The sequence below is a fragment of the Hydrogenovibrio halophilus DSM 15072 genome, from assembly GCF_000384235.1.
In the GTDB taxonomy this organism is placed as follows: domain Bacteria; phylum Pseudomonadota; class Gammaproteobacteria; order Thiomicrospirales; family Thiomicrospiraceae; genus Hydrogenovibrio; species Hydrogenovibrio halophilus.
In genome coordinates, this window is record NZ_KB913033.1 from 2,217,311 (window position 1) to 2,235,854 (window position 18,544).

The window sequence follows — 18,544 nt, forward strand, 5'->3', positions numbered from 1 at the left end:
AATTCGGCCGTTACAGAGTGTATGAGAATCCATGACGTTTTTAGCCTACGCCTGTTTCGGACGCTGATGGTCGCCGCCATCAGTGGCATGGCATTGGCCACCTACGCGGCCGAAAACCCGGAACAGGTCGATAAAGTCAAACTGGTCGGCATCAATCTGGCCGAGGCCGATGTCGACACGGTGCGCCAGCATTTGTGGCAAATCGGCGGCTTTACACTGGCCCGAAAATCCAACGGCCACAACTTCGACAAATTTTTTACCCGCAGCCGCCTGGAAGACAGTTATTACCTGAGATTCCGCTATGACCCTCAGGGCAAGGTCACTTCGGCCTATCGCCTGTTCCGCCCGCAAAGCACACACCAAAGCAATCAGCGTGGCCCTATCCAGACGCGGGATGTGGCCCGTGAGCTGATCCGGGAGATCGGCCAGCCCAGCCGCACCGAATACAAAACCTGGTCGGGCATGCCGGGCTACCACGCCTACACCTGGGAAGGCGACGCCCTGACCATACGCGTTGACCGGGTCGGCAGCGATCCGCTGGGGCCGGTGTTCATCGAATACACCCTCGACCGCGATCCGTACGAGGTGGATCCCGCGCTTGCCTTGCGGCAACCACAGGGATAGAATGGAATAGCGCTTTCAGAGGAAAAACGTTATGGAAATCAATGGACAGAATGCGGCTTATCAAGCGATGCAAGGCATGAACGATGGGTTCCAGCGACTCAATCAGAACGCTCAGGTACTGGCCACGCCAGCGCATCCGGATCAAGCTGAATCACTGGTGAACCTCAATCAGAACGAAACCCAGGTTCAGAGCAGCGCCAAAGCCCTGAAAGCCCATGACGACATGCTGGGCACTCTGATCGATATCATGGCCTGACCCCAGCGATCCAAGCCCGTCTTTTCGGGTCAACACTCCACGCTGAGCCCCACCCCGTTTTCCAGCCAGAACGCCGCCACGTTTGACCAGGCCTGGTCACAATGCTGGAACGCATGATCGCCGCCATCAAACCACACCACTTCTGCCTGAGGAATGCCCTGATAAGCCAGGCGCGTCCGGTTCGAATCAATGATTTCATCGTCGCCGTCCAGCAGAATCAGGGATGGTCCAATCGCCTCGGCTGAGACTTCGTAGCCTTTCAACGCCTGCAGGTAATCCTGATCAACGCAAATCGCCTCGCCTGTGTGCGGATGGGTGTAATCGCCGAAATAAGGGGCAAACACCGAATCCAGAGCCAGTGCCGGATTGATCCACACCGACGGCAGCCCATAACGCGCACCCAGCCATCTGGCCCAGAAACCGCCCAATGACGACCCCATCACGCCCTGAATTGGCGTCCGGTCGGCCTGTGCGGACGCAAACAGGGACTGAAAAAACGCGGCACTCTGATCCGGGGCACTTTGAGGCCAGGTGGGCCGACTGAACGGGACCGACAGACAGGCCTGGGTTTTGTGGTCGAACCACTGTGCCTTGGCGCTTTCGCCACTGCTTAAAAAGCCATGCAAATACAAAATCATGATAGGATACCGTTCATGTTAAATGCCTCTCCCCAACCTGTTACCAACGACCCCAATCCGTCCTCTGAACCCGCTGACGCCCCAACCGAAGAGCGGGCACTGGTCGAACGCGCCTACGAGCCATCGATCTATCAGGCCGCCCTGTCATTGGGACTGACCCCGCTTCAGGCGCATCTGGCCGGATGCCGGTTGACGCTGGCGGATTTGCCGCCTCAGTCTGCGGACAATGCACAGACACTGGTTGAGGCGATTCAACCCATTGTACGGCCCCGTTTGCAGCACCTGCAACCGCCCACCTCACTGCATCAGGCCAGACAGGCGGGCCAATTGATTGCCGACGCGGTACAGAGCCAAGGCAAAATCGTACTGGCGACCGATTATGACACCGACGGCGTCACCTCGGCCAGCATTGCCGCCCGGGCGCTGATGGATTTTTTCGGCGTCGGCGCAGAGCGCATTGTCCCCGTGATCAGTGAGCGCCAGCATGGCTATGGCATCAACGACGACACCGTCGAACGCATTCTGGCGATTGAACCGCCGGTGGCGCTGGTGCTTTCCGCCGATCAGGGCTCCAGCGACGAACCCAGAATCGCGCGTCTCAAACAGGCCGGATTGCGAGTGTGCGTGACCGACCATCACCAGATTCCGTCCGACGGGCCGCCTGCCAGTGCCGACTGCGTGGTCAACCCCCAACATCCCGAGTGCGACTACGACACCCGCGTTGCCGGATGTTACGTGATCTTTCTGGTAATGAGTCAGGCCCGACAGGAATTGATTGACCGGGGTCATCTGCCGGCCGACACGCCCTCGCTCAAGCCATTGCTGGATCTGGTGGCACTGGGCACGGTGGCCGACAGCGTCAGCCTGAAAAGCGCCAATAATCGGGCGGTGGTCAGCGCGGGTCTCAAAGCCATTAACCAGGCCATCCATCAGAACCGACACCCGGTCTGGCAGGCTCTGGCGCAATTTCAATCTTTTAAGGACGCGCCCGTGGATGCGGAATACCTGGGTTTTCAGGTGGCCACGCGCATCAATGCGGCCAGCCGTGTCAGCGATGTCAACACCGCGTTCGCGTTTCTCAATGCCGTTGACACGCCCAGTGCGCTGACCGCTCTGCAAAGACTCGATGCCGACAACCACGAAAGACGCGCGCAACAGGCCGAGATGCTGCAAAAAGCCGAAGCCTATGCCCAGAGCATCTATCACCCCGGCAAGTTTTCCCTGTGCCTGCCCCTGCAGGGCAATGCGGGCATTCAAGGCATCATTGCCACCCGCATCGGCGAAAGCTATTATCGCCCCACCCTGGCCATGACCGATCTGAACGACGGCACTCTGGCCGGAAGCGGCCGCGCCATCGTCCCCGAAGTGAATCTGAAGCAGGCGTTTGAAACCATTGCCGAAGCCAACCCCGGGCTGTTCCGCTCATTGGGCGGGCACAGTGCGGCGGCGGGCTGCATGATCGAGAAATCCGGGTTTGAAGTATTTGCTCAGGCTTTTGAGGAAGAAGTGGCCCGACAGCTTGACCATCAGCGCCCCATTCCAAAATTGGATACAGACGGCCATCTCGCGCCACAGCAACTGACGTTGCAGACGGTCAATGAAATCGAACAACTGGCGCCTTTCGGGCGCGAATGGCCCAAACCGCATTTTTATGGGGATTTCATCGTGGCCCAGCATCGCTGGATCGGTCAAACCCGAACCCATGCGGTGCTGCAGTTACAGGCCCCGGACGGCAAACGGCACGAAGCCATCTGGTTCAATGCCATTGCCAAAGCGGGCGAGCCCTTTCCTTTCGCCCTCAACAGCGTGGTGCGCTGTGTGTACGAGCTGACCTGCAAACGCTTCCGCGGTCGTGAAAGCCTGCAGCTCAAGATCGTTCACATGAATCTGCCCTGAGCGTTACAAACGTTAGGCGTTGCCTTTCTTACTGCCCTTTCAAAAAAGCCAGAATCGTCGGTTCGATCTCGGCCTTGTCGATGATGGTTTTCTGGGTCACGGGCAACTCAAACAAACGACTGATCTGAGACGAAATCGCCGCACCACTGAGTTCGGACACGGCTTTAAGCGCATCGACATCATGCTGGTAATGCTCACCAGTCAATGCTTCGGCGATGATGGTCGAGAATTTGGTCCATTCTGCAGTGGAATAGGCGATGGTCACCAGTGACGGATCCTGTCTCTGGGTCTGATACGGCTTCAAACAGGTGGCGGTATGTGGACACATCAGGTAGCCCTTCTGCTCAAACGCTTGCTTGATGTAGGCTTTGCCCTCGCTGTCCGAACAGTAATCCGCCGCAAAAATCGCCTGCACTTGCGCCAGTTCCGCATCGCTCAATTGATAATGGTCTTCCCGATCCAGTTGCTCCATCAGCTCACGGGTGCGTTCCGGCCCGAACAGATCAAACAGAATGCGTTCGATGTTCGACGACTTGAGAATGTCCATCGCCGGGGAGGTGGTGGGGATCACATCGCGATTGCGCAGATCGTAACAACCGGTCTCAATAAAGCGCGTCAACACATTGTTTTGATTAGAGGCAATGTGAATCTGTTCGACCGGTAGCCCCATCTTGTAGGCGTAATAGCCTCCCAAGGCATTGCCGAAATTGCCACTGGGCACATTCAGATACACCTTTTCGCCCATGGTGATCGCGTTCTGGCGCACCAGCGCCAGATAGCTGTAGAGGTGGTAAATGGTCTGGAAAATGATCCGACCGAAGTTCACCGAGTTGGCCGCTGACAGATAAATGTCCTGATCTTCCAGCGTCTGGCGGAAAGTGTCGGAGGTCAGCAGCTTTTTCAACGCGGTCTGGGCATCGTCGAAATCGCCCTTGATGCCGATCACTTTCAGGTTGTCTGCGGCTTCGGTCACCATTTGCAGGCGCTGAACGTCGGACGTGCCGCCGTCCGGGTACAGACAGGCCACTTGCACATGGCTACGCGCCTTGAAGGTTTCCAGCGCCGCCGGTCCGGTGTCGCCACTGGTGGCCGCCAGAATCAGAAATTTCTCCTGACGCTGCTCCGCCACCGCCGACAGCACCTGACCGAAGGGCTGCAGCGCCATGTCCTTGAACGCACGCGTGGGGCCATGAAACAGTTCACTGACATAAAGGTCGTCGTACAGCTTGACCACCGGCACCGGGTTGGTGGGCTCGTCAAAATCGTTGTAGCGACCAACGGCCTGCGCAATCACATCCGGGTCAATGTCGACTTCAAAGGCGTCCAGAATCGCGGTGGCCAGAGTCTGGTAATCGGACTGAATATGCGCCTGCAGAAACGGCAAGCCCAGATCGGGCAGACTTTCCGGCGAATAAAGCCCGCCGAAAGACGACATCGGGCTGAGAATGGCCTGCGAAAACGTAAACTTGGGCGGGCGTTGCCCATCATTGCCCCGGGTTTCAATGAAATTCATGCAAAGTTCCTGTCAATGGATCTTAATAAAATAGCTTAATAAAATCTGGCAAATATTATAGCGCATACCAATGGCGGAGTGAGCGTCGAAAACGCCAGAAACGACGGGCGGCACTGGGCGTCAGATAAAAGCGCCCCAGCGTCCCGAGGTCGATGAACACCGAATCCAACGCCCCGGATTTCAAGGCGTTTGCGATGGGCACAAACCAGTCCGTTTCCAGCGACTGCCACACCGAATGGCCCTGCGCCGGATCGGTCAGACTGCCCAGTTCGGGCAGGGCGTCGCTCAAATGAATCAGGGTGTGACGGCATGGTGGATGGGTTTGCGCCCTTTTCCACCAGGCCTGGTAAGTTTTGCATGGTGGCAGCCACTGGCTGTTGCTCAGATCGGCCAGTGCTTTCAGATACAGGGACTCGCCGGCAATCGCGGCCTCCGGGCGGGAACGCACTTCGCCCAGCGTGCCTTCGCCCCACAGCCAGATGCCGTTGATTTCCGGTTGTCCGACCTCTCGGCGCTGTTCGTTGACCGCCTGTTGATGAAACAGCATCTGCGCTTCATTCATCAGGCTGTGCCAGTGACTGGCCGCGTTGCCGGTGGGCAAAATCGCATCCACCGACTGGTTGGCTGCCTGGGCCAGCGGCGTGGTCTGCAGGGAAATCGCCTGCGGCATGCCCAATAACCACAGGGTCGGCGACAGCCAGTGCAACCGCACCCCATCCGCTTTGAAATGCTGATTGAAGGCGTCAAACAGCGCCTCCGCTTCCTGCGGTTGAATCGCCAGATTGTCAGGTGGGAACAAACGCAAGGTATCACGGTCCGGCACCAGCTGTACCGGGGACACGATCACCCAGAAAGGGTTGTGTGCCAGCAGGGAAGGCGCATCGGCCAGCAAATGCGCCAGCACAGGCGCTTCGGCCAGCGTTTGCGGCTGATGAAACAGGTACGATGCCTGCGCCGCCAGGCCGGTTTTCTGTGAACGGTAATGATTGGCTCTGGCCAGAAGGCGGCGGCCATTTGGCCAGGCCCGGTCCAGCTTTTTCAGGGCGTCGGATCGTGAGGCGGCCGAATCATCCTGGTACAGCGCCGAAAACCAGTCTCCGGCTTCGGGCCACCACAATGTCAGGGCCTTGGGGGCAGAGTTGCCCTGCGTGTCCGCATCGCCCTGTTCAGGCATCCAGAGCCCCGACCCGAATGCGCATGATTTTGCCGTCGATCTCTTCCATCGCCTGCAGGGATTTCACCGCTCGGTTCATGGCCTTTTCCGGCACCACATTGGTCAACATCACCAGCGTGGCGTCGTTCGGGTTCACCGCCGACGGTTCCTGATGCAGCAATTCGATGTTGATGTCGAATTCGGCCAGAATCGTGGAGACTTTGGCCAGCACCCCGGAATTGTCGTGGGCGAAGAACCTCAGGTAATAGGCGGTTTCAATTTCTTCCACCGGCGCAACCGACTGAGTGCTGAGGCTGTTGGCCGCAAAGCCAAGCGCCGGAACGCGGTCGGCCGCAGGCTGGTGGCGCCAGCGAATCACATCAATCAGATCGGCCACCACCGCGCTGGCGGTCGGGCCACCACCGGCACCGGGACCGTAATAAAGCGTGGGCCCGACATGGTTGCCCTTGACCATCACCGCGTTCATCACGCCGTTGATCTGCGACAGCAATACCGATTCCGGCACCAGTGTCGGATGCACGCGCAGGGAAAAGCCGTCGTCGGTGCGGCTGGCAATGCCCAGATGCTTGACCTGATAGCCCAGTTTCTGCGCGAACTGAATGTCTTCGGCGGTGATTTCGCTGATGCCTTCGGTGTAGACCTTGTCAAACTGCAACTCAATCCCGAAAGCGATGGACGCCATAATGGTCAGTTTGTGCGCCGCGTCCGTGCCTTCCACGTCAAAAGTCGGATCGGCTTCGGCATAGCCCAGTTCCTGCGCCGTGCGCAATACCTGATAAAAATCCGCTTCCGGATCGTTCATCTCGGTCAGAATGTAGTTGCCGGTGCCGTTGATGATGCCCGCCACCCACTCGATCCGATTGGCAGACAGTCCTTCCCGCAGCGCCTTGATAATGGGAATGCCACCGGCCACGGCCGCTTCATAAGCGATCATGACCTGATGTTGTTCGGCCAGAGCAAACAGTTCGTTGCCGTGTTCGGCAATCAGTGCCTTGTTGGCGGTGACAATGTGCTTGCCTGCTTTGATCGCCGCTTCCAGACACTCTTTGGCCAGCGTGGTGCCGCCCATCAGTTCGATCACAATGTCCACATCCGGGTGCCCGGCCACGGCCTTGGGGTCGTCGGTCAGCACCAGTGAGTCTGTGTTCAAGCCACGGGCACGCTCCAGATCGCGAACGGCGGCATGCGTGACCTCAATGGTGGTCTGGCCACCCAGGCGTCGCTCGATCTCCGTCAGGGTATCCCGCAGGATGGTCAGGGTGCCACCACCAACCGTGCCCAGCCCGAGTAATCCGACTTTGATTTTTTCCACACTCACTCCAATTGTTTTCCGTTTTACAGTAATCCGTCTTTGCGGAACATGTCTCGAATCCCGCGAATCGCCTGACGCGTGCGGTGCTCGTTTTCAATCAGACCAAAACGCACAAAATCGTCGCCATAATCGCCAAAGCCGATGCCCGGTGACACCGCCACCTTGGCTTCGCTCAGCAGTTTTTTGGAAAATTCCAGCGACCCCATCTCTTTGTAGGCTTCGGGAATCGGCGCCCACACAAACATGGTCGCTTTGGGCGGCGTCACGTCCCAGCCCAGACCATTCAGACCCTGACAAAGCACGTCGCGGCGCGACAGGTACATGTCGCAGATTTCCTGAACGCAGTCCTGCGGCCCTTCCAGCGCCGCAATCGCCGCCACCTGAATCGGGGTAAAAGTGCCGTAATCCAGATAGGACTTCATGCGCTTGAGCGCGTGCACCAATTCCGGGTTGCCCACCATAAAGCCGACCCGCCAGCCGGGCATGTTGTAGCTTTTCGACAGCGTGAAAAACTCCACCGCAATGTCTTTGGCGCCCGGCACCTCCATGATCGACGGCGCTTTGTAGCCGTCAAACACAATGTCGGCATAGGCCAGATCGTGAATCACCCAGATGTCGTGTTCTTTGGCAATGGCAATCACTTTTTCAAAAAAATCCAGATCCACGGTTTGCGTGGTCGGATTGCCGGGGAAATTCAGCACCAGCATTTTCGGGGTCGGCCAGGATTCCTTGATCGCTTTTTTCAATTCTTCAAAGAAATCCACATCCGGGGTCAGGCGCACGTGACGGATGTCGGCCCCGGCGATCACAAACCCATACGGGTGGATCGGATAAGCCGGATTGGGCACCAGCACCGTATCGCCCTTGTCGACCGTCGCCAAAGCCAGATGCGCCAGCCCTTCCTTGGAACCGATGGTGACCACCGCTTCCGTGTCCGGGTCCATGTCCACCTCGTAACGGCGCTGGTACCAGTCGCAAATGGCCTTGCGCAAACGGGGAATGCCCTGGGACACGCTGTAGCGGTGGGTGCCTTCGCGCTGCACCACTTCCACCAGCTTTTCGACAATGTGCGACGGGGTGTCCTGATCGGGGTTGCCCATGCCAAAGTCGATGATGTCTTCGCCACGACGACGTGCGGCCGCTTTCAGCTCACCGACAATATTGAACACATAAGGAGGTAATCGATGAATCCGTTGAAACTCGTCCGTCACGCCTGCAACCCTTGAATAAGCCAATGAATGAGCCGTCTCTGGTTATGGCGAACCCGAGACGGTTCTGCGTCTGAAAATAAACTGTAAATGATACAGAAACGAAACGGTTCGTCAATGAAAACTGCGCCCCATCAAGGCTGAGCGCATTTTTGTTAAACTATGTAAAATACGATGCAAACCGCCAATAACCTTGAGACGCCCCATGAAATTCACCGAACACCGTGACAGCCAAGTCTACACCATCAAGCAATATCAACCAGGCCTGGTCAAAATCAATGATTTCACCCTGAATCAAAGCTGTGCGATCAGCCAGCACGAGATCAAAGAGGACTGGAATTGCACCGACATTGCCTCGCTCACGCCAGACCATCTCGACGCCCTGCTGGCCTTCTCGCCCGAGGTGATTCTGCTGGGCACCGGCGAAACCCAGCATTTTCCCGACCCCGCCCTGCTCGCCCATTGCGCCGCCCAGGGCGTGGGCGTGGAAGTCATGACCAATATGGCCGCCTGCCGAACCTACAACGTCCTCACCACCGAAGACCGGCAGGTGGTGCTGGCGTTGATCCTTGAAGACTGACTCGACAGGCATTGACACATCCGGTTACCCACTGGCAAGGTGAAAAGCGTCAACAAAACAAGGAGGTCTACATGTTGAAAGCCGCCGTATTGATCGAAGACATGGTCGAGGATGTGGAGTTTTTATACCCCTACTACCGTTTTCTGGAAGCGGGGTACGAAGTCGATGTGATCTCGCAAAGCCAAAAAGCGGTCAGTGGCAAAAAAGGCGGCGAGTTCACAGCCAACAAGGCCATTGAGGATGTCCGAAGCGAGGATTACGATCTCGTTTTTGTTCCCGGCGGCTATGCGCCCGACAAACTCCGCACCAATAAACACATCACCGACTTCGTCAAACAGATGGACGACAGCCGGAAACTGGTGGCCGCCATCTGCCACGGTCCCTGGGTACTGATCTCTGCGGGCGTGTGTCAGGGCCGAAAAATGACCTCTTTTCCGTCAATCAAAGACGACATTGTCAATGCCGGTGGCGTGCATACCGCCAACCCGGTGAGCGTGGACGCCAATCTGATCACCGCCACCGATCCCTCCGCCATGCCGGAAATGTTTCAGGCCATCATGACCGCACTCGAAAAGCGTTGATCTGCCACCGGCAAGCTGGTGTGTTCATGGCTGCCGTATTTCACGGAAATGCGCACGCAAGCGCGCCAATTCAGCGTCATTCCAACCCTCTGGCTCGGCCAGTGCCAGCCAGGCATCAAAATAATGCTCTGCGGCATACTCGTGACCGTACCCCGGTGGCGCTTTGCCCACCGCCATGTCCGCCGCCAGTTGCAACATGGTGATAATCGGGAACCAGCGCAATTCCGACGACACATCCGGGCCGCGTGGCGGTTCTAGCCAGGCAGGTTTCTGATAAAAGGAACCCGGTGAAAAAAAGGTGATCGGGTCGCTGGCGTACTGCAAAAACGCAATCCGAAAATCGCCCCAGGGCGCCTGACCTTGATCCAGTCCGCCTGACTGATTGGCAAAGCGAATCACCGAATCGTCGCGAAAACGCGGCAACCACTGCGGCGAATCGGGTCGACGCCGCTGAGTCGCCTCGCGCCAGGTGTCCATCCGAAACGGCGGCCCCACCCACAGAGCGCCATCAAAGGGCGCATCAATGATGTCGAAAAAATCAAACGAGCGATCCAGATTCATCGCGCCCAGACTCAACCCAAACAGGTAAAGCGCCGGGCGCCCTTTTTCCGGCAACTCACGCCAACGCCCGTAAACCGACTGAAACAAAGCGCGGGTGTTTTCCACCGCATAATCGCCATCGGCCATCACCGACACCGGACTCGGCAGATAACTGTACTGGGCCGCCACACTGGCGACATCGCCCTTGAGCAGATACTCCAATGTGTCCATCCCGGACGGATCAATCCAGCCAGTGCCAGTGGGCACAATCAAAACCAGTGTCGAACGCTCGAAACCGCCCACCCGCTCCAGCTCCGCCAGAGCCAGTTCGGCCCGTGCTTCCGGCGTACCAGCCGAGTTGAGACCGGCGTAAACCCGCAAAGGGGGCTGCGTCGGCGCTTGGGTGAATTCGGCGATCTCCGCCGCTGTGGGCGCACTGGCCAGATAACGCCGTCCCTGACGGCCCAGGGTTTTCCAGGGTATCAAGGATTGCGGACCGCCCGCACGCTGAAGCGCCTGAGGCTTTGGCTGTTCCGCATCCATCAGGGCATCCACCTGCTGATAGGAATAATCCACCTTCTCCAGCAACGTGGCAAACAACACCCCGTCCACCACTGCCCAGAACAGAGAAAACGACAGCAGCAATCCGGTGACCACCGAGACCCGGTGCGGCACCACCCGACGCAAATGGCGCGAAAAGAAATTCCAGAGGGCGACAAACAGCTTTCCCAATCCCAGCGCAACCAGAAACACCAGCCCGGCCACCAAGCCGACCCAGAGCGCCCGAACGCCCTCGACCTTCTCCATACCCATCAGTGCCCGCACCGTGTTCTGCCATTCGCTGGCCTGCAGCAGAAAGCTGATCGCCAACAGACCGCACAACACGGCCACCACAATTTTTACCACGCGCTGCCAACGGATCGGCGGAAAAGGCAGCTCAAAATAGCGCCATAACCACCATCCAAACACACCGACCAAATACCCGGCCGCCATCGACAAACCGGAAACCACGCCCTGAACCGTCTCACCACGAGGCACCAGACTCGGCGTCAACGAAAGCGCAAAAAACGAAGTGCCCACAATCAGGCCAATAATGGAGAAATGTCGTCCTATACGAATATGATTAAGCCTTTGTATGCGTTACGGGGAAGTTTGAAATATGCTTTCGTGCTAGATTAAGGTGCCGTTCGTATAAGGTCACGCCGCTCATTAACGGTCTTAAGTTATTGATATCTGGTACGGCCTGAGTTCGCTAGCCACTTTTTTGTTTCCTAAAATACTATTTCCAAAGTCAGCCAGTAAACTACGGATGCCCGAAGATGTAAAACGATTAGGATACGCCATACATTTATCCATTTTTTCCTACTTGAATTCAAGCTACTTTATTAGTGTTGGAGCCGTGCTTGATATAGACAGCTAACACTAAAGATCAGCCGACGCCGAACCCCTTCAGCGATTTGGCGGTCGGCTGGAGCGCCCTGTTAGGCATTCAACAGCTCCAACATTTGAGCGACCCACTGTTCTTTCTGACGCTGAAGAGGAGGAAGCGGATGAAAGTATTTATTATCCTGTCCCGGCTTAGCCAAACCCATGACCCCTTGCTCTTCAGCCAGTGCATTGGTAGCCCTTTCGATCAAAGGGTTGAGGCCTTCACTAACACCCCAAGCGAGAATGATAGGAGCACCGGGCTTTCGAGATAGATTCCGCTTTAGCTGGACCGAGCGTTCCGCCGAAAACAAGGAGTGAACCCAAGTACCCGATTCCTGTTCGAGCTGGACATACCTTTGTGCAAAGGAACCACATTGTGGATCGCGCAGGTCAGAAAGGTTTATGACACGGACATACCGCCAGTGCTTGTAATGCATAACTCGCATGACCTGATATTGTGTCCTGTCTGGGACAGTAGGGACAAGCTCAACTGTCATCTCAGCCACTTGGTTTGAGCTGATAAGCTGATTCGTTTTCTCAACAGGGCGAGATGAACCTGGGTTCATCATTACAAACACGGCATCAGCTACCGGGTTGTTTTCCGTAGTTGTTGCCATGATTTCGACAACGCTCCTGCATTTTTGTGGCTTCGCAGCCAGAAGCTGGAGCGTATAGAAGTGACCGAGCACATTATACTTACACTTCAGGTCACCTGAGGGGATAAAAGAAACATTCATTTTTTTCTAACGCTAAAATAAACGTCTTGTCCGACGCATTGCTTTATTAAACTTCATGGTCGTCACAGTTTATAAGAACAGTTGCCGGTGGCTCTCGCATAAAATCTTCTTCCTGATCAGATTGAAGGTACTCCAGTAACTCTCTCGCTATAATCGAGTTATTATTAGTCATTTCGAGATGACTAAAAAGTATTGATCTAATCCACCCTCGAAAAGAATTTCGATAGAGATCATCTTTGACATCAATAGTATTATCTTTTTCGATAGGAGTACCAATTTTTAGGTTAAATAAAGCTGTTGAAAACATAAAAATATTGCAAGCAAAAACACATTCTTCATAGCCTTTAATTTTTCTAATGACATTTCCAGATTTAGTCTTCAACTTTGCATGCTTTTGTGTGGGAGACCCCAATGGCTCTGCCATATCGGCAGACATGTAGAAAAAATCGTAGTGGTTCTTTTTCAACTTATGAAACACACCAATAGATCCAACAGACGGCAAAATTGCTCCACTCAAAATATCAGGTTTACATTTAAATGGTGGATACGGGAGTACGTCAGGGCGTCTTGACAGCAAATCCCATTGTTCTAAATTAGCTTTAAAATTAGTCTGAACAATGTATTTACAGAGACCATGGCAAATTGAGAAAAGGCTAGGGCAAATAGGGCAAAAACCCGAATGTTTGTCATTAGATTTTTTAGCCTGTAGTAACGTAACTCTAGCTTCGAATTTAGGCTTTGTTTTATAAGATACAATCAAAAGATCAGAAATTTCACACCTTGCCGAGGGTCGCCCCCAACTTCCTTTACCATTGAATAAAACTTGATGCTTCATGCCGTGAAACTCTTCGAGTTTAAAAAGACCAGTCAGAGAGTTAAAGCTTCGCATCAATGCGCGAAACTGCTGAACCTCTGAAAAATTTGATTTTGATGACTCTGCTCTCCATGCATTTGATAAAGCAGCAGCAAAATGTCTACTTATCACTTTGATCTCCCTGTGAATTTAACTCCTAACCCGAATGTTCCATAAATTTGTGCTGAGGTCGTGCAGGAATTTGTTTTCACAAGGGAATTTCCGAAGGAGTGGCATATCAGCGTTTACGGACGACTGAGGAAATATGCCTTGTGGAATCAATGGGCAAACGAGATCAGTGCATGTTTGTGAAATATTCGGGCTAAACAGGCGACGTTGTAGGCATCGCCTAGATTTACTTGTTACTTCTTTTTGTTGCTTGTAAAAATGGCACTAACAGCTTTTTTTCTTTCTAAATTCGGCCTATTTTATTTCCTTAATGATATCTGGCATCCATTCAAGAAATTTACCAGGATTAATTGGAATCAGAGTAAAGCTATATATCTAATTTTTTGTACATTTTAACAGCTTGAAAATTTAATTTTACTCTGGCCCCAATTATTTAGCGACGTAGCTTTTGGCTCGCCGAATGGATTTGCCTTGTTATACACTTTTGGCCACCAACATTTTTGTGGCACCTCTTTGAAACTCATACTGTACTGAAACCAAATAAACATCAATCCCGTGTTTTTCCAGCTCCGTCATAACTATTTCAAGGTGGGGAGATTCTTTGTTATTGTCAATAGACAGTAGCGGATAAACGCGTACCTCTTTAGCAACACGGCAGAGTTCTTTCATGGAAAATATGTGCTGTTCTAAGCTCACATGCTCGCTATATAGAAACAAATAATGTGAACATAAGGCTAAATCAAACTCAGATCCTTCAAAAGGCAGGTTTGGTAAGGATGCATCGATATATCTCTCTGATTCTTGATGTTTTTTGTAATCCTTTAGGAAGGTATTCATCGCATCCATTCTTACTCTTCCAAGCTCTTCAACATTACGTATATTTTTCCAGACGTAATCATTCTTGTTTTTTGAAACTTGTTCCATTATTTTGGGATAAATCTCTTTAATTCTTGAGAGAATCTGTCCGGCATTAAACCGATAGATTGGATCTATTGATGTGACATTGCCACCCTCGGCAGACAACTCAGCATTAAAACATGCCGGACCATCTCCACAGCCAAGAATTTTCTTTCCCAGATCGCCATCTGTAAGGGAGAACATCTTTTTGTACTCACGTAACGATCTGCCCCAAGGTACGACTTCTGATAACTCCACGATGTTTCCTGTTGTGTATAACTATTTACTAGAATCCACCGCGCGTTAGCTCGTTCAGGTTGAGTGAATTGTTATAATCAATGTTTTGGTAAAATATCTTACACTCTGATTTTCTAGCGCGTCGGAACGATATTACTCTTACGGTTTCTTCTTCTCGCATTGTTGTGACAAAAAGGACAACATTTCCACTGTCATCTATGCCCATGTGCATATGACGAACTTCACCATTCTCAATAAAAGCATCACTAGTCATAAATGGAGAATGTTTTATTGGAAGCAATAGCTGCTCAAAATAGTGAACTGCACTTTCTAACGAATATCCATGTTTTTTACGGTTACTCATTTCTTTGCTTTTGTCATAATCAATTTGAGTACCCCCGATTATTAATCTAAATTCGTATTCTGGAATTTCCATTTTTGTCAGAATATCCATAATTAACTCAAAAGGTTATTAAATCAGCAGAAGGCACTTTTGCTTTGAAGTGGTTTTCAAGCGATTATGTCTTTGTATTGGCTATAACCGATCATTCAGACAAGTTATACAACATTATCCAGATTTTCAGTCATAAGTAAAAAAACACTTATTACGGATAATACATCAAAGAAATCATCATTACTAGATCAAATGCGTGGCCAATTACGCTGGGAGAGCTATGCTTATTTCACTGAAAACAGTTGTTGCGGCTGGGTAAAGCAGTTTGTGAAGTTCCATGGTTTTCAGGGGCTTGAGACGATGCTGAATGACTCTGCGGTTATGGTGAAACCGTTTTTAACCAGGCCTGGTAAAAACCGGTGGTGTTGTTCTCCTTTTGCCGGTTTGTGCTTTATTGCTTTACGCTGCACCCAGCCAGCGGTAGGCGATGTAGCCTGCGATGAGTGCGACGACCAGCCAGCCCAGTAGGTCGACGCTGGCGCGTATTCGGGTTTCAAATTTTTGGCCGCCCCACTTCATTAATCCGGCGACCAGAAAAAATCTGGCACCGCGTCCGACGAAGGAGGCCAGCAGGAATGGCAGTAAGGCCATGTGCGCGGCTCCGGCGGCGATGGTGAAGACCTTGTAGGGAATGGGACTGAAACCGGCGATAAAGACGACCCAGACGCCGTATTCGTCAAAAAACGCGGCGGCGCGATCAAAGGTGGCGTCATGGCCGGTGGCTTCCAGCCAGGGCCAGACCACGTCCAGCAGCGTGTAGCCGATGGCATAGCCCAGCAGACCGCCGAGCACGGAAAACACGGTGGTGAGCCAGGCGTAATAAAACGCCTTTTCGGGCTTGGCCAGACTCATTGGCATCAGCATCACGTCAGGCGGAATCGGAAAAAACGAGGATTCGGCAAAGCTCAGGCCACTGAGGTAATGTGGCGCTTTGGGGTGTCTGGACCAGCGAAGTACCTGGTCATACAATGGGGTAAAGAGTTTCAAAGCCGTCCTTTTTCAACGCATTCTAAGACAAAAATATGTCGGTTCGCTTAATCATGCGAGATCGAATCGACCCCGGCGAGCATGGGCACAAACCGCACCGCGCCCAGATCGGTTTCGACCCAGCCGGAGGCGGTGCGGGTCCAGCCTTGCAGTGTTTGGGTCTCCATTCCCACCGGGGCCACCAGTCGACCGTTGACGGCGACCTGATCCAGCAGACGATCGGGCAAGGCTTCGGGCGCGGCGGCGGACACGATGGCATCAAACGGGGCCTGCTCGGGCAAGCCTTCGAACCCATCCGCCAATTTGACGTGGACGTTGTCGAGTTCCAACTGAGCAATGGCCTTTTTGGCCCGAAGGTAAAGCGGTTTGATTCGTTCCAGCGTCCAGACCTGCTCGGCCAGCAATCCCAGCAAAGCAGCCTGATAGCCGGAGCCGGTGCCGATTTCCATCACCCGGTGCAAGGGTTCCGTGCGATCACGCAGAATGAAATCCAGCATGACCGCCACCACCTGCGGCTGGGAAATGGTCTGGGCGTGACCGATTGGCAAGGCGCTGTCTTCGTAAGCGCGGGAGGCCATGGCTTCGTCCATGAACAGGTGACGCGGGGTCACGCGCATGGCGGTCACAACATCGGGATGCAACGACAGGGTTTGTTCCAGACGGTCTATCAGACGATCACGTGTTCGCTGTGAGGTCATGCCCACGCCCTGCAAACGTTCAAATTGTGCGTTGGGATAGGTGAGTTTCATGGTTGCAGCGTGGCCTCCTGTGACAACCAGTCGTTAAGCTGGGCCTGCATGTCATAGTGGGTCAGGTCGATTTTCAGGGGTGTGATTGAGACATAACCGGACGCCACCGCATGAAAATCGGTGCCATCGGAGGCGTCTTCCGCCTCGCCCGCCGGGCCGACCCAGTAAATGGGCTTGCCGCGCGGATCGGTGGTGGCGACCACTTTTTCCGAAGCGTGACGTTTGCCCAGCCGGGTGATGCGAACGCCTTTGATCGCGTCATAAGGTCGGTCTGGAATATTGATGTTTAATATGGTGTTGGGGTCGAGCAGCAGTTTGGGCAAATGCCCGAGCAAACGCTGCATCATCCGGGCGGCGGTGTCGAAATGTTCGTCCCCACAGAGTGAGACGGCGATGGAAGGTTTTCCCAGAAAGCGCCCTTCTGTCGCCGCCGCCACGGTGCCGGAATAAAGCACGTCGTCGCCCATATTGGCCCCGGCGTTTATGCCGGAAATGACCATGTCCGGCTGCGGCTCCAGCGCCCCATTGACCGCCAGATGCACGCAGTCAGTGGGGGTGCCGTCCACACTGTAGACATTGGGCGACTGTTCGGTCATGCGCAACGGGGCCATCAGGGTCAGCGCATTGCTGGCGGCGCTGCGGTTGCGCTCCGGTGCCACCAGCACCCGGTTTTCACACCAGGTGAGTTCGCCCAGCACATCCCACAGTGCCCGGATGCCCGGGGCCTGATAACCATCGTCGTTGGATAAAAGCACATTCATGGTCGAATCACTCTGTTGCGGTTTGAAGTTGGAGTCAATCTGGTATGATTTGCCTCACCTCAATACTTAAATGAAACGATGAGCCAATTGACCCCTGAAGATCGCCAAGCGTTTGAAAAAGCCATGTCCGATGTCACGCCGATGTCGCAAGGACACGAACGCCAGCCGCTACACGAAACCCGCCTGAAAAAAGCCGCCGCCGCCAAACGCAAAACCATGCGCCGACTGCGCCAGGGGCCTTCGATGCATGCAGACGATGGCTTTGCGCTGGATTCGGGCGGCCTTACCTCAACCCGACCGGTCACGCGCGAATGCACGTTGCAATTCAAGCGCCCGCAATGCGACCCCAAAACCTGGAAAAAGCTTCGTCAGGGGGCATTCCCGGTGGACGCCACGCTGGACCTGCATGGCATGACCGTGGCCGAAGCGGAAAAAGCGGTGTTGCAATGCCTGCAGGAAGCGCTGTTTCACCGGGAAAAACAGTTGTTGATCATCCACGGCAAGGGCTACAACGCCGAGGACACACGCCCCAAACTGAAAAACCTGATTCATCAGCTTTTGCCCACCTGTCCGCCGGTCATGGCGTTTTGCAGTGCCCAACCCAAAGACGGCGGACTGGGCAGTGTCTACGTTCGCCTGTCACTGCCCCGCTGAATACCCTGTCACGGTTCCCGAGCGGGTTCCGTTTTCTGGTTGCTGTCAGACTCTTTGGCGGGCAGTTCAATCACTTTGACAAACACTTCGTCCTCACCAATCATGCCCAGTTTTTGCCGGGCAATGGTTTCAATGGCCTGAGTGTCGGTCTGCAAGTCGATGATTTCACGCTTGAGCAGCGTGTTCTGCGCCGACAGTTCATCCAGCCGGGCCTGTTTCGCTTCCAGTTCGTGGTTGAGCGACATCACCTGAACCAGGCCGCCATCCGATGAGAGCAAACGCATCAGGATGACGACCAGTGCCAGCCCGAGACCGCCCAGCAACCACTTCACCAAT

20 protein-coding genes are annotated in these 18,544 nt (G+C 54.1%); 6 read left to right on the forward strand and 14 right to left on the reverse strand.

The window, feature by feature from the left end:
• The first annotated feature begins 21 nt into the window (after positions 1–21).
• Both A377_RS0110685 and A377_RS0110690 read left to right on the forward strand, forming a co-directional pair.
• Positions 22–624, forward strand: a complete 603-nt coding sequence (locus A377_RS0110685; RefSeq protein WP_157760836.1) for a hypothetical protein — start codon at positions 22–24, stop codon at positions 622–624.
• 31 nt (positions 625–655) lie between these two features.
• Entirely contained in the window at positions 656–880 is a 225-nt protein-coding gene (locus tag A377_RS0110690; protein WP_019896354.1) for a hypothetical protein, read from the forward strand.
• Positions 881–909: 29 nt separating this feature from the next.
• Here A377_RS0110690 and A377_RS0110695 read toward each other — a convergent pair whose 3' ends face one another.
• Complete coding sequence (locus A377_RS0110695; protein ID WP_019896355.1) at positions 910–1,518, reverse strand: YqiA/YcfP family alpha/beta fold hydrolase; 609 nt, start codon at positions 1,516–1,518, stop codon at positions 910–912.
• 15 nt (positions 1,519–1,533) lie between these two features.
• Here A377_RS0110695 and A377_RS0110700 point away from each other — a divergent pair, with 15 nt between their 5' ends.
• The gene (locus tag A377_RS0110700; protein WP_019896356.1) at positions 1,534–3,414 is read left to right on the forward strand and encodes a single-stranded-DNA-specific exonuclease RecJ; all 1,881 of its coding nucleotides are present in this window, start codon (positions 1,534–1,536) and stop codon (positions 3,412–3,414) included.
• A 28-nt stretch (positions 3,415–3,442) separates the two neighbouring features.
• Here A377_RS0110700 and thrC read toward each other — a convergent pair whose 3' ends face one another.
• The 4 genes from thrC to alaC are packed head-to-tail and all read right to left on the reverse strand — an operon-like array spanning position 3,443 to position 8,624.
• Positions 3,443–4,927, reverse strand: coding sequence for a threonine synthase (gene thrC / locus A377_RS0110705; RefSeq protein WP_019896357.1), 1,485 nt, complete (start codon positions 4,925–4,927; stop codon positions 3,443–3,445).
• Between the two features lie 55 nt (positions 4,928–4,982).
• Positions 4,983–6,101 carry a hypothetical protein gene (locus A377_RS0110710; RefSeq protein WP_019896358.1) on the reverse strand — a complete coding sequence of 373 codons (1,119 nt, stop codon included), beginning with the start codon at positions 6,099–6,101 and terminating at the stop codon, positions 4,983–4,985.
• Positions 6,094–7,413, reverse strand: a complete 1,320-nt coding sequence (locus A377_RS0110715) for a homoserine dehydrogenase (RefSeq protein WP_028485478.1) — start codon at positions 7,411–7,413, stop codon at positions 6,094–6,096. The genes A377_RS0110710 and A377_RS0110715 overlap by 8 nt, the downstream gene beginning before the upstream one ends.
• 23 nt (positions 7,414–7,436) lie before the next feature.
• A complete protein-coding gene (gene alaC / locus A377_RS0110720; protein ID WP_019896360.1) occupies positions 7,437–8,624 on the reverse strand; it encodes an alanine transaminase in 1,188 nt (395 codons plus the stop codon).
• Positions 8,625–8,826: 202 nt separating this feature from the next.
• On the opposite strand from alaC, the gene A377_RS0110725 reads away from it, so the two are divergent.
• Both A377_RS0110725 and A377_RS0110730 read left to right on the forward strand, forming a co-directional pair.
• Positions 8,827–9,201 (forward strand): Mth938-like domain-containing protein, encoded by a 375-nt coding sequence (locus A377_RS0110725; RefSeq protein ID WP_019896361.1) that lies wholly within the window; start codon positions 8,827–8,829, stop codon positions 9,199–9,201.
• Positions 9,202–9,272: 71 nt separating this feature from the next.
• A complete protein-coding gene (locus tag A377_RS0110730) occupies positions 9,273–9,782 on the forward strand; it encodes a type 1 glutamine amidotransferase domain-containing protein (RefSeq protein WP_019896362.1) in 510 nt (169 codons plus the stop codon).
• Positions 9,783–9,806: 24 nt separating this feature from the next.
• Here A377_RS0110730 and A377_RS0110735 read toward each other — a convergent pair whose 3' ends face one another.
• From A377_RS0110735 to surE, 8 genes are all read right to left on the reverse strand, one after another.
• Complete coding sequence (locus A377_RS0110735) at positions 9,807–11,402, reverse strand: alpha/beta hydrolase (protein WP_019896363.1); 1,596 nt, start codon at positions 11,400–11,402, stop codon at positions 9,807–9,809.
• A 401-nt stretch (positions 11,403–11,803) separates the two neighbouring features.
• On the reverse strand, positions 11,804–12,367 hold the full coding sequence (locus A377_RS0110740; RefSeq protein ID WP_157760838.1) for a DUF1643 domain-containing protein: 564 nt from the start codon (positions 12,365–12,367) through the stop codon (positions 11,804–11,806).
• 166 nt (positions 12,368–12,533) lie between these two features.
• Complete coding sequence (locus A377_RS12475) at positions 12,534–13,472, reverse strand: hypothetical protein (protein ID WP_157760840.1); 939 nt, start codon at positions 13,470–13,472, stop codon at positions 12,534–12,536.
• Positions 13,473–13,943: 471 nt separating this feature from the next.
• On the reverse strand, positions 13,944–14,624 hold the full coding sequence (locus A377_RS0110755) for a class I SAM-dependent methyltransferase (protein ID WP_028485479.1): 681 nt from the start codon (positions 14,622–14,624) through the stop codon (positions 13,944–13,946).
• Between the two features lie 28 nt (positions 14,625–14,652).
• Positions 14,653–15,057, reverse strand: a complete 405-nt coding sequence (locus A377_RS0110760; protein WP_019896368.1) for a BrnT family toxin — start codon at positions 15,055–15,057, stop codon at positions 14,653–14,655.
• Positions 15,058–15,456: 399 nt separating this feature from the next.
• Complete coding sequence (locus A377_RS0110765; RefSeq protein WP_028485480.1) at positions 15,457–16,044, reverse strand: YqaA family protein; 588 nt, start codon at positions 16,042–16,044, stop codon at positions 15,457–15,459.
• A 47-nt stretch (positions 16,045–16,091) separates the two neighbouring features.
• A complete protein-coding gene (locus A377_RS0110770) occupies positions 16,092–16,793 on the reverse strand; it encodes a protein-L-isoaspartate(D-aspartate) O-methyltransferase (protein WP_019896370.1) in 702 nt (233 codons plus the stop codon).
• Positions 16,790–17,554 carry a 5'/3'-nucleotidase SurE gene (gene surE / locus A377_RS0110775; protein ID WP_019896371.1) on the reverse strand — a complete coding sequence of 255 codons (765 nt, stop codon included), beginning with the start codon at positions 17,552–17,554 and terminating at the stop codon, positions 16,790–16,792. The genes A377_RS0110770 and surE overlap by 4 nt, the downstream gene beginning before the upstream one ends.
• 78 nt (positions 17,555–17,632) lie before the next feature.
• Here surE and A377_RS12870 point away from each other — a divergent pair, with 78 nt between their 5' ends.
• The gene (locus A377_RS12870) at positions 17,633–18,208 is read left to right on the forward strand and encodes a Smr/MutS family protein (RefSeq protein ID WP_019896372.1); all 576 of its coding nucleotides are present in this window, start codon (positions 17,633–17,635) and stop codon (positions 18,206–18,208) included.
• Between the two features lie 8 nt (positions 18,209–18,216).
• Here A377_RS12870 and A377_RS0110785 read toward each other — a convergent pair whose 3' ends face one another.
• Positions 18,217–18,540, reverse strand: a complete 324-nt coding sequence (locus tag A377_RS0110785) for an FtsB family cell division protein (protein WP_157760842.1) — start codon at positions 18,538–18,540, stop codon at positions 18,217–18,219.
• Positions 18,541–18,544: the final 4 nt, after the last annotated feature.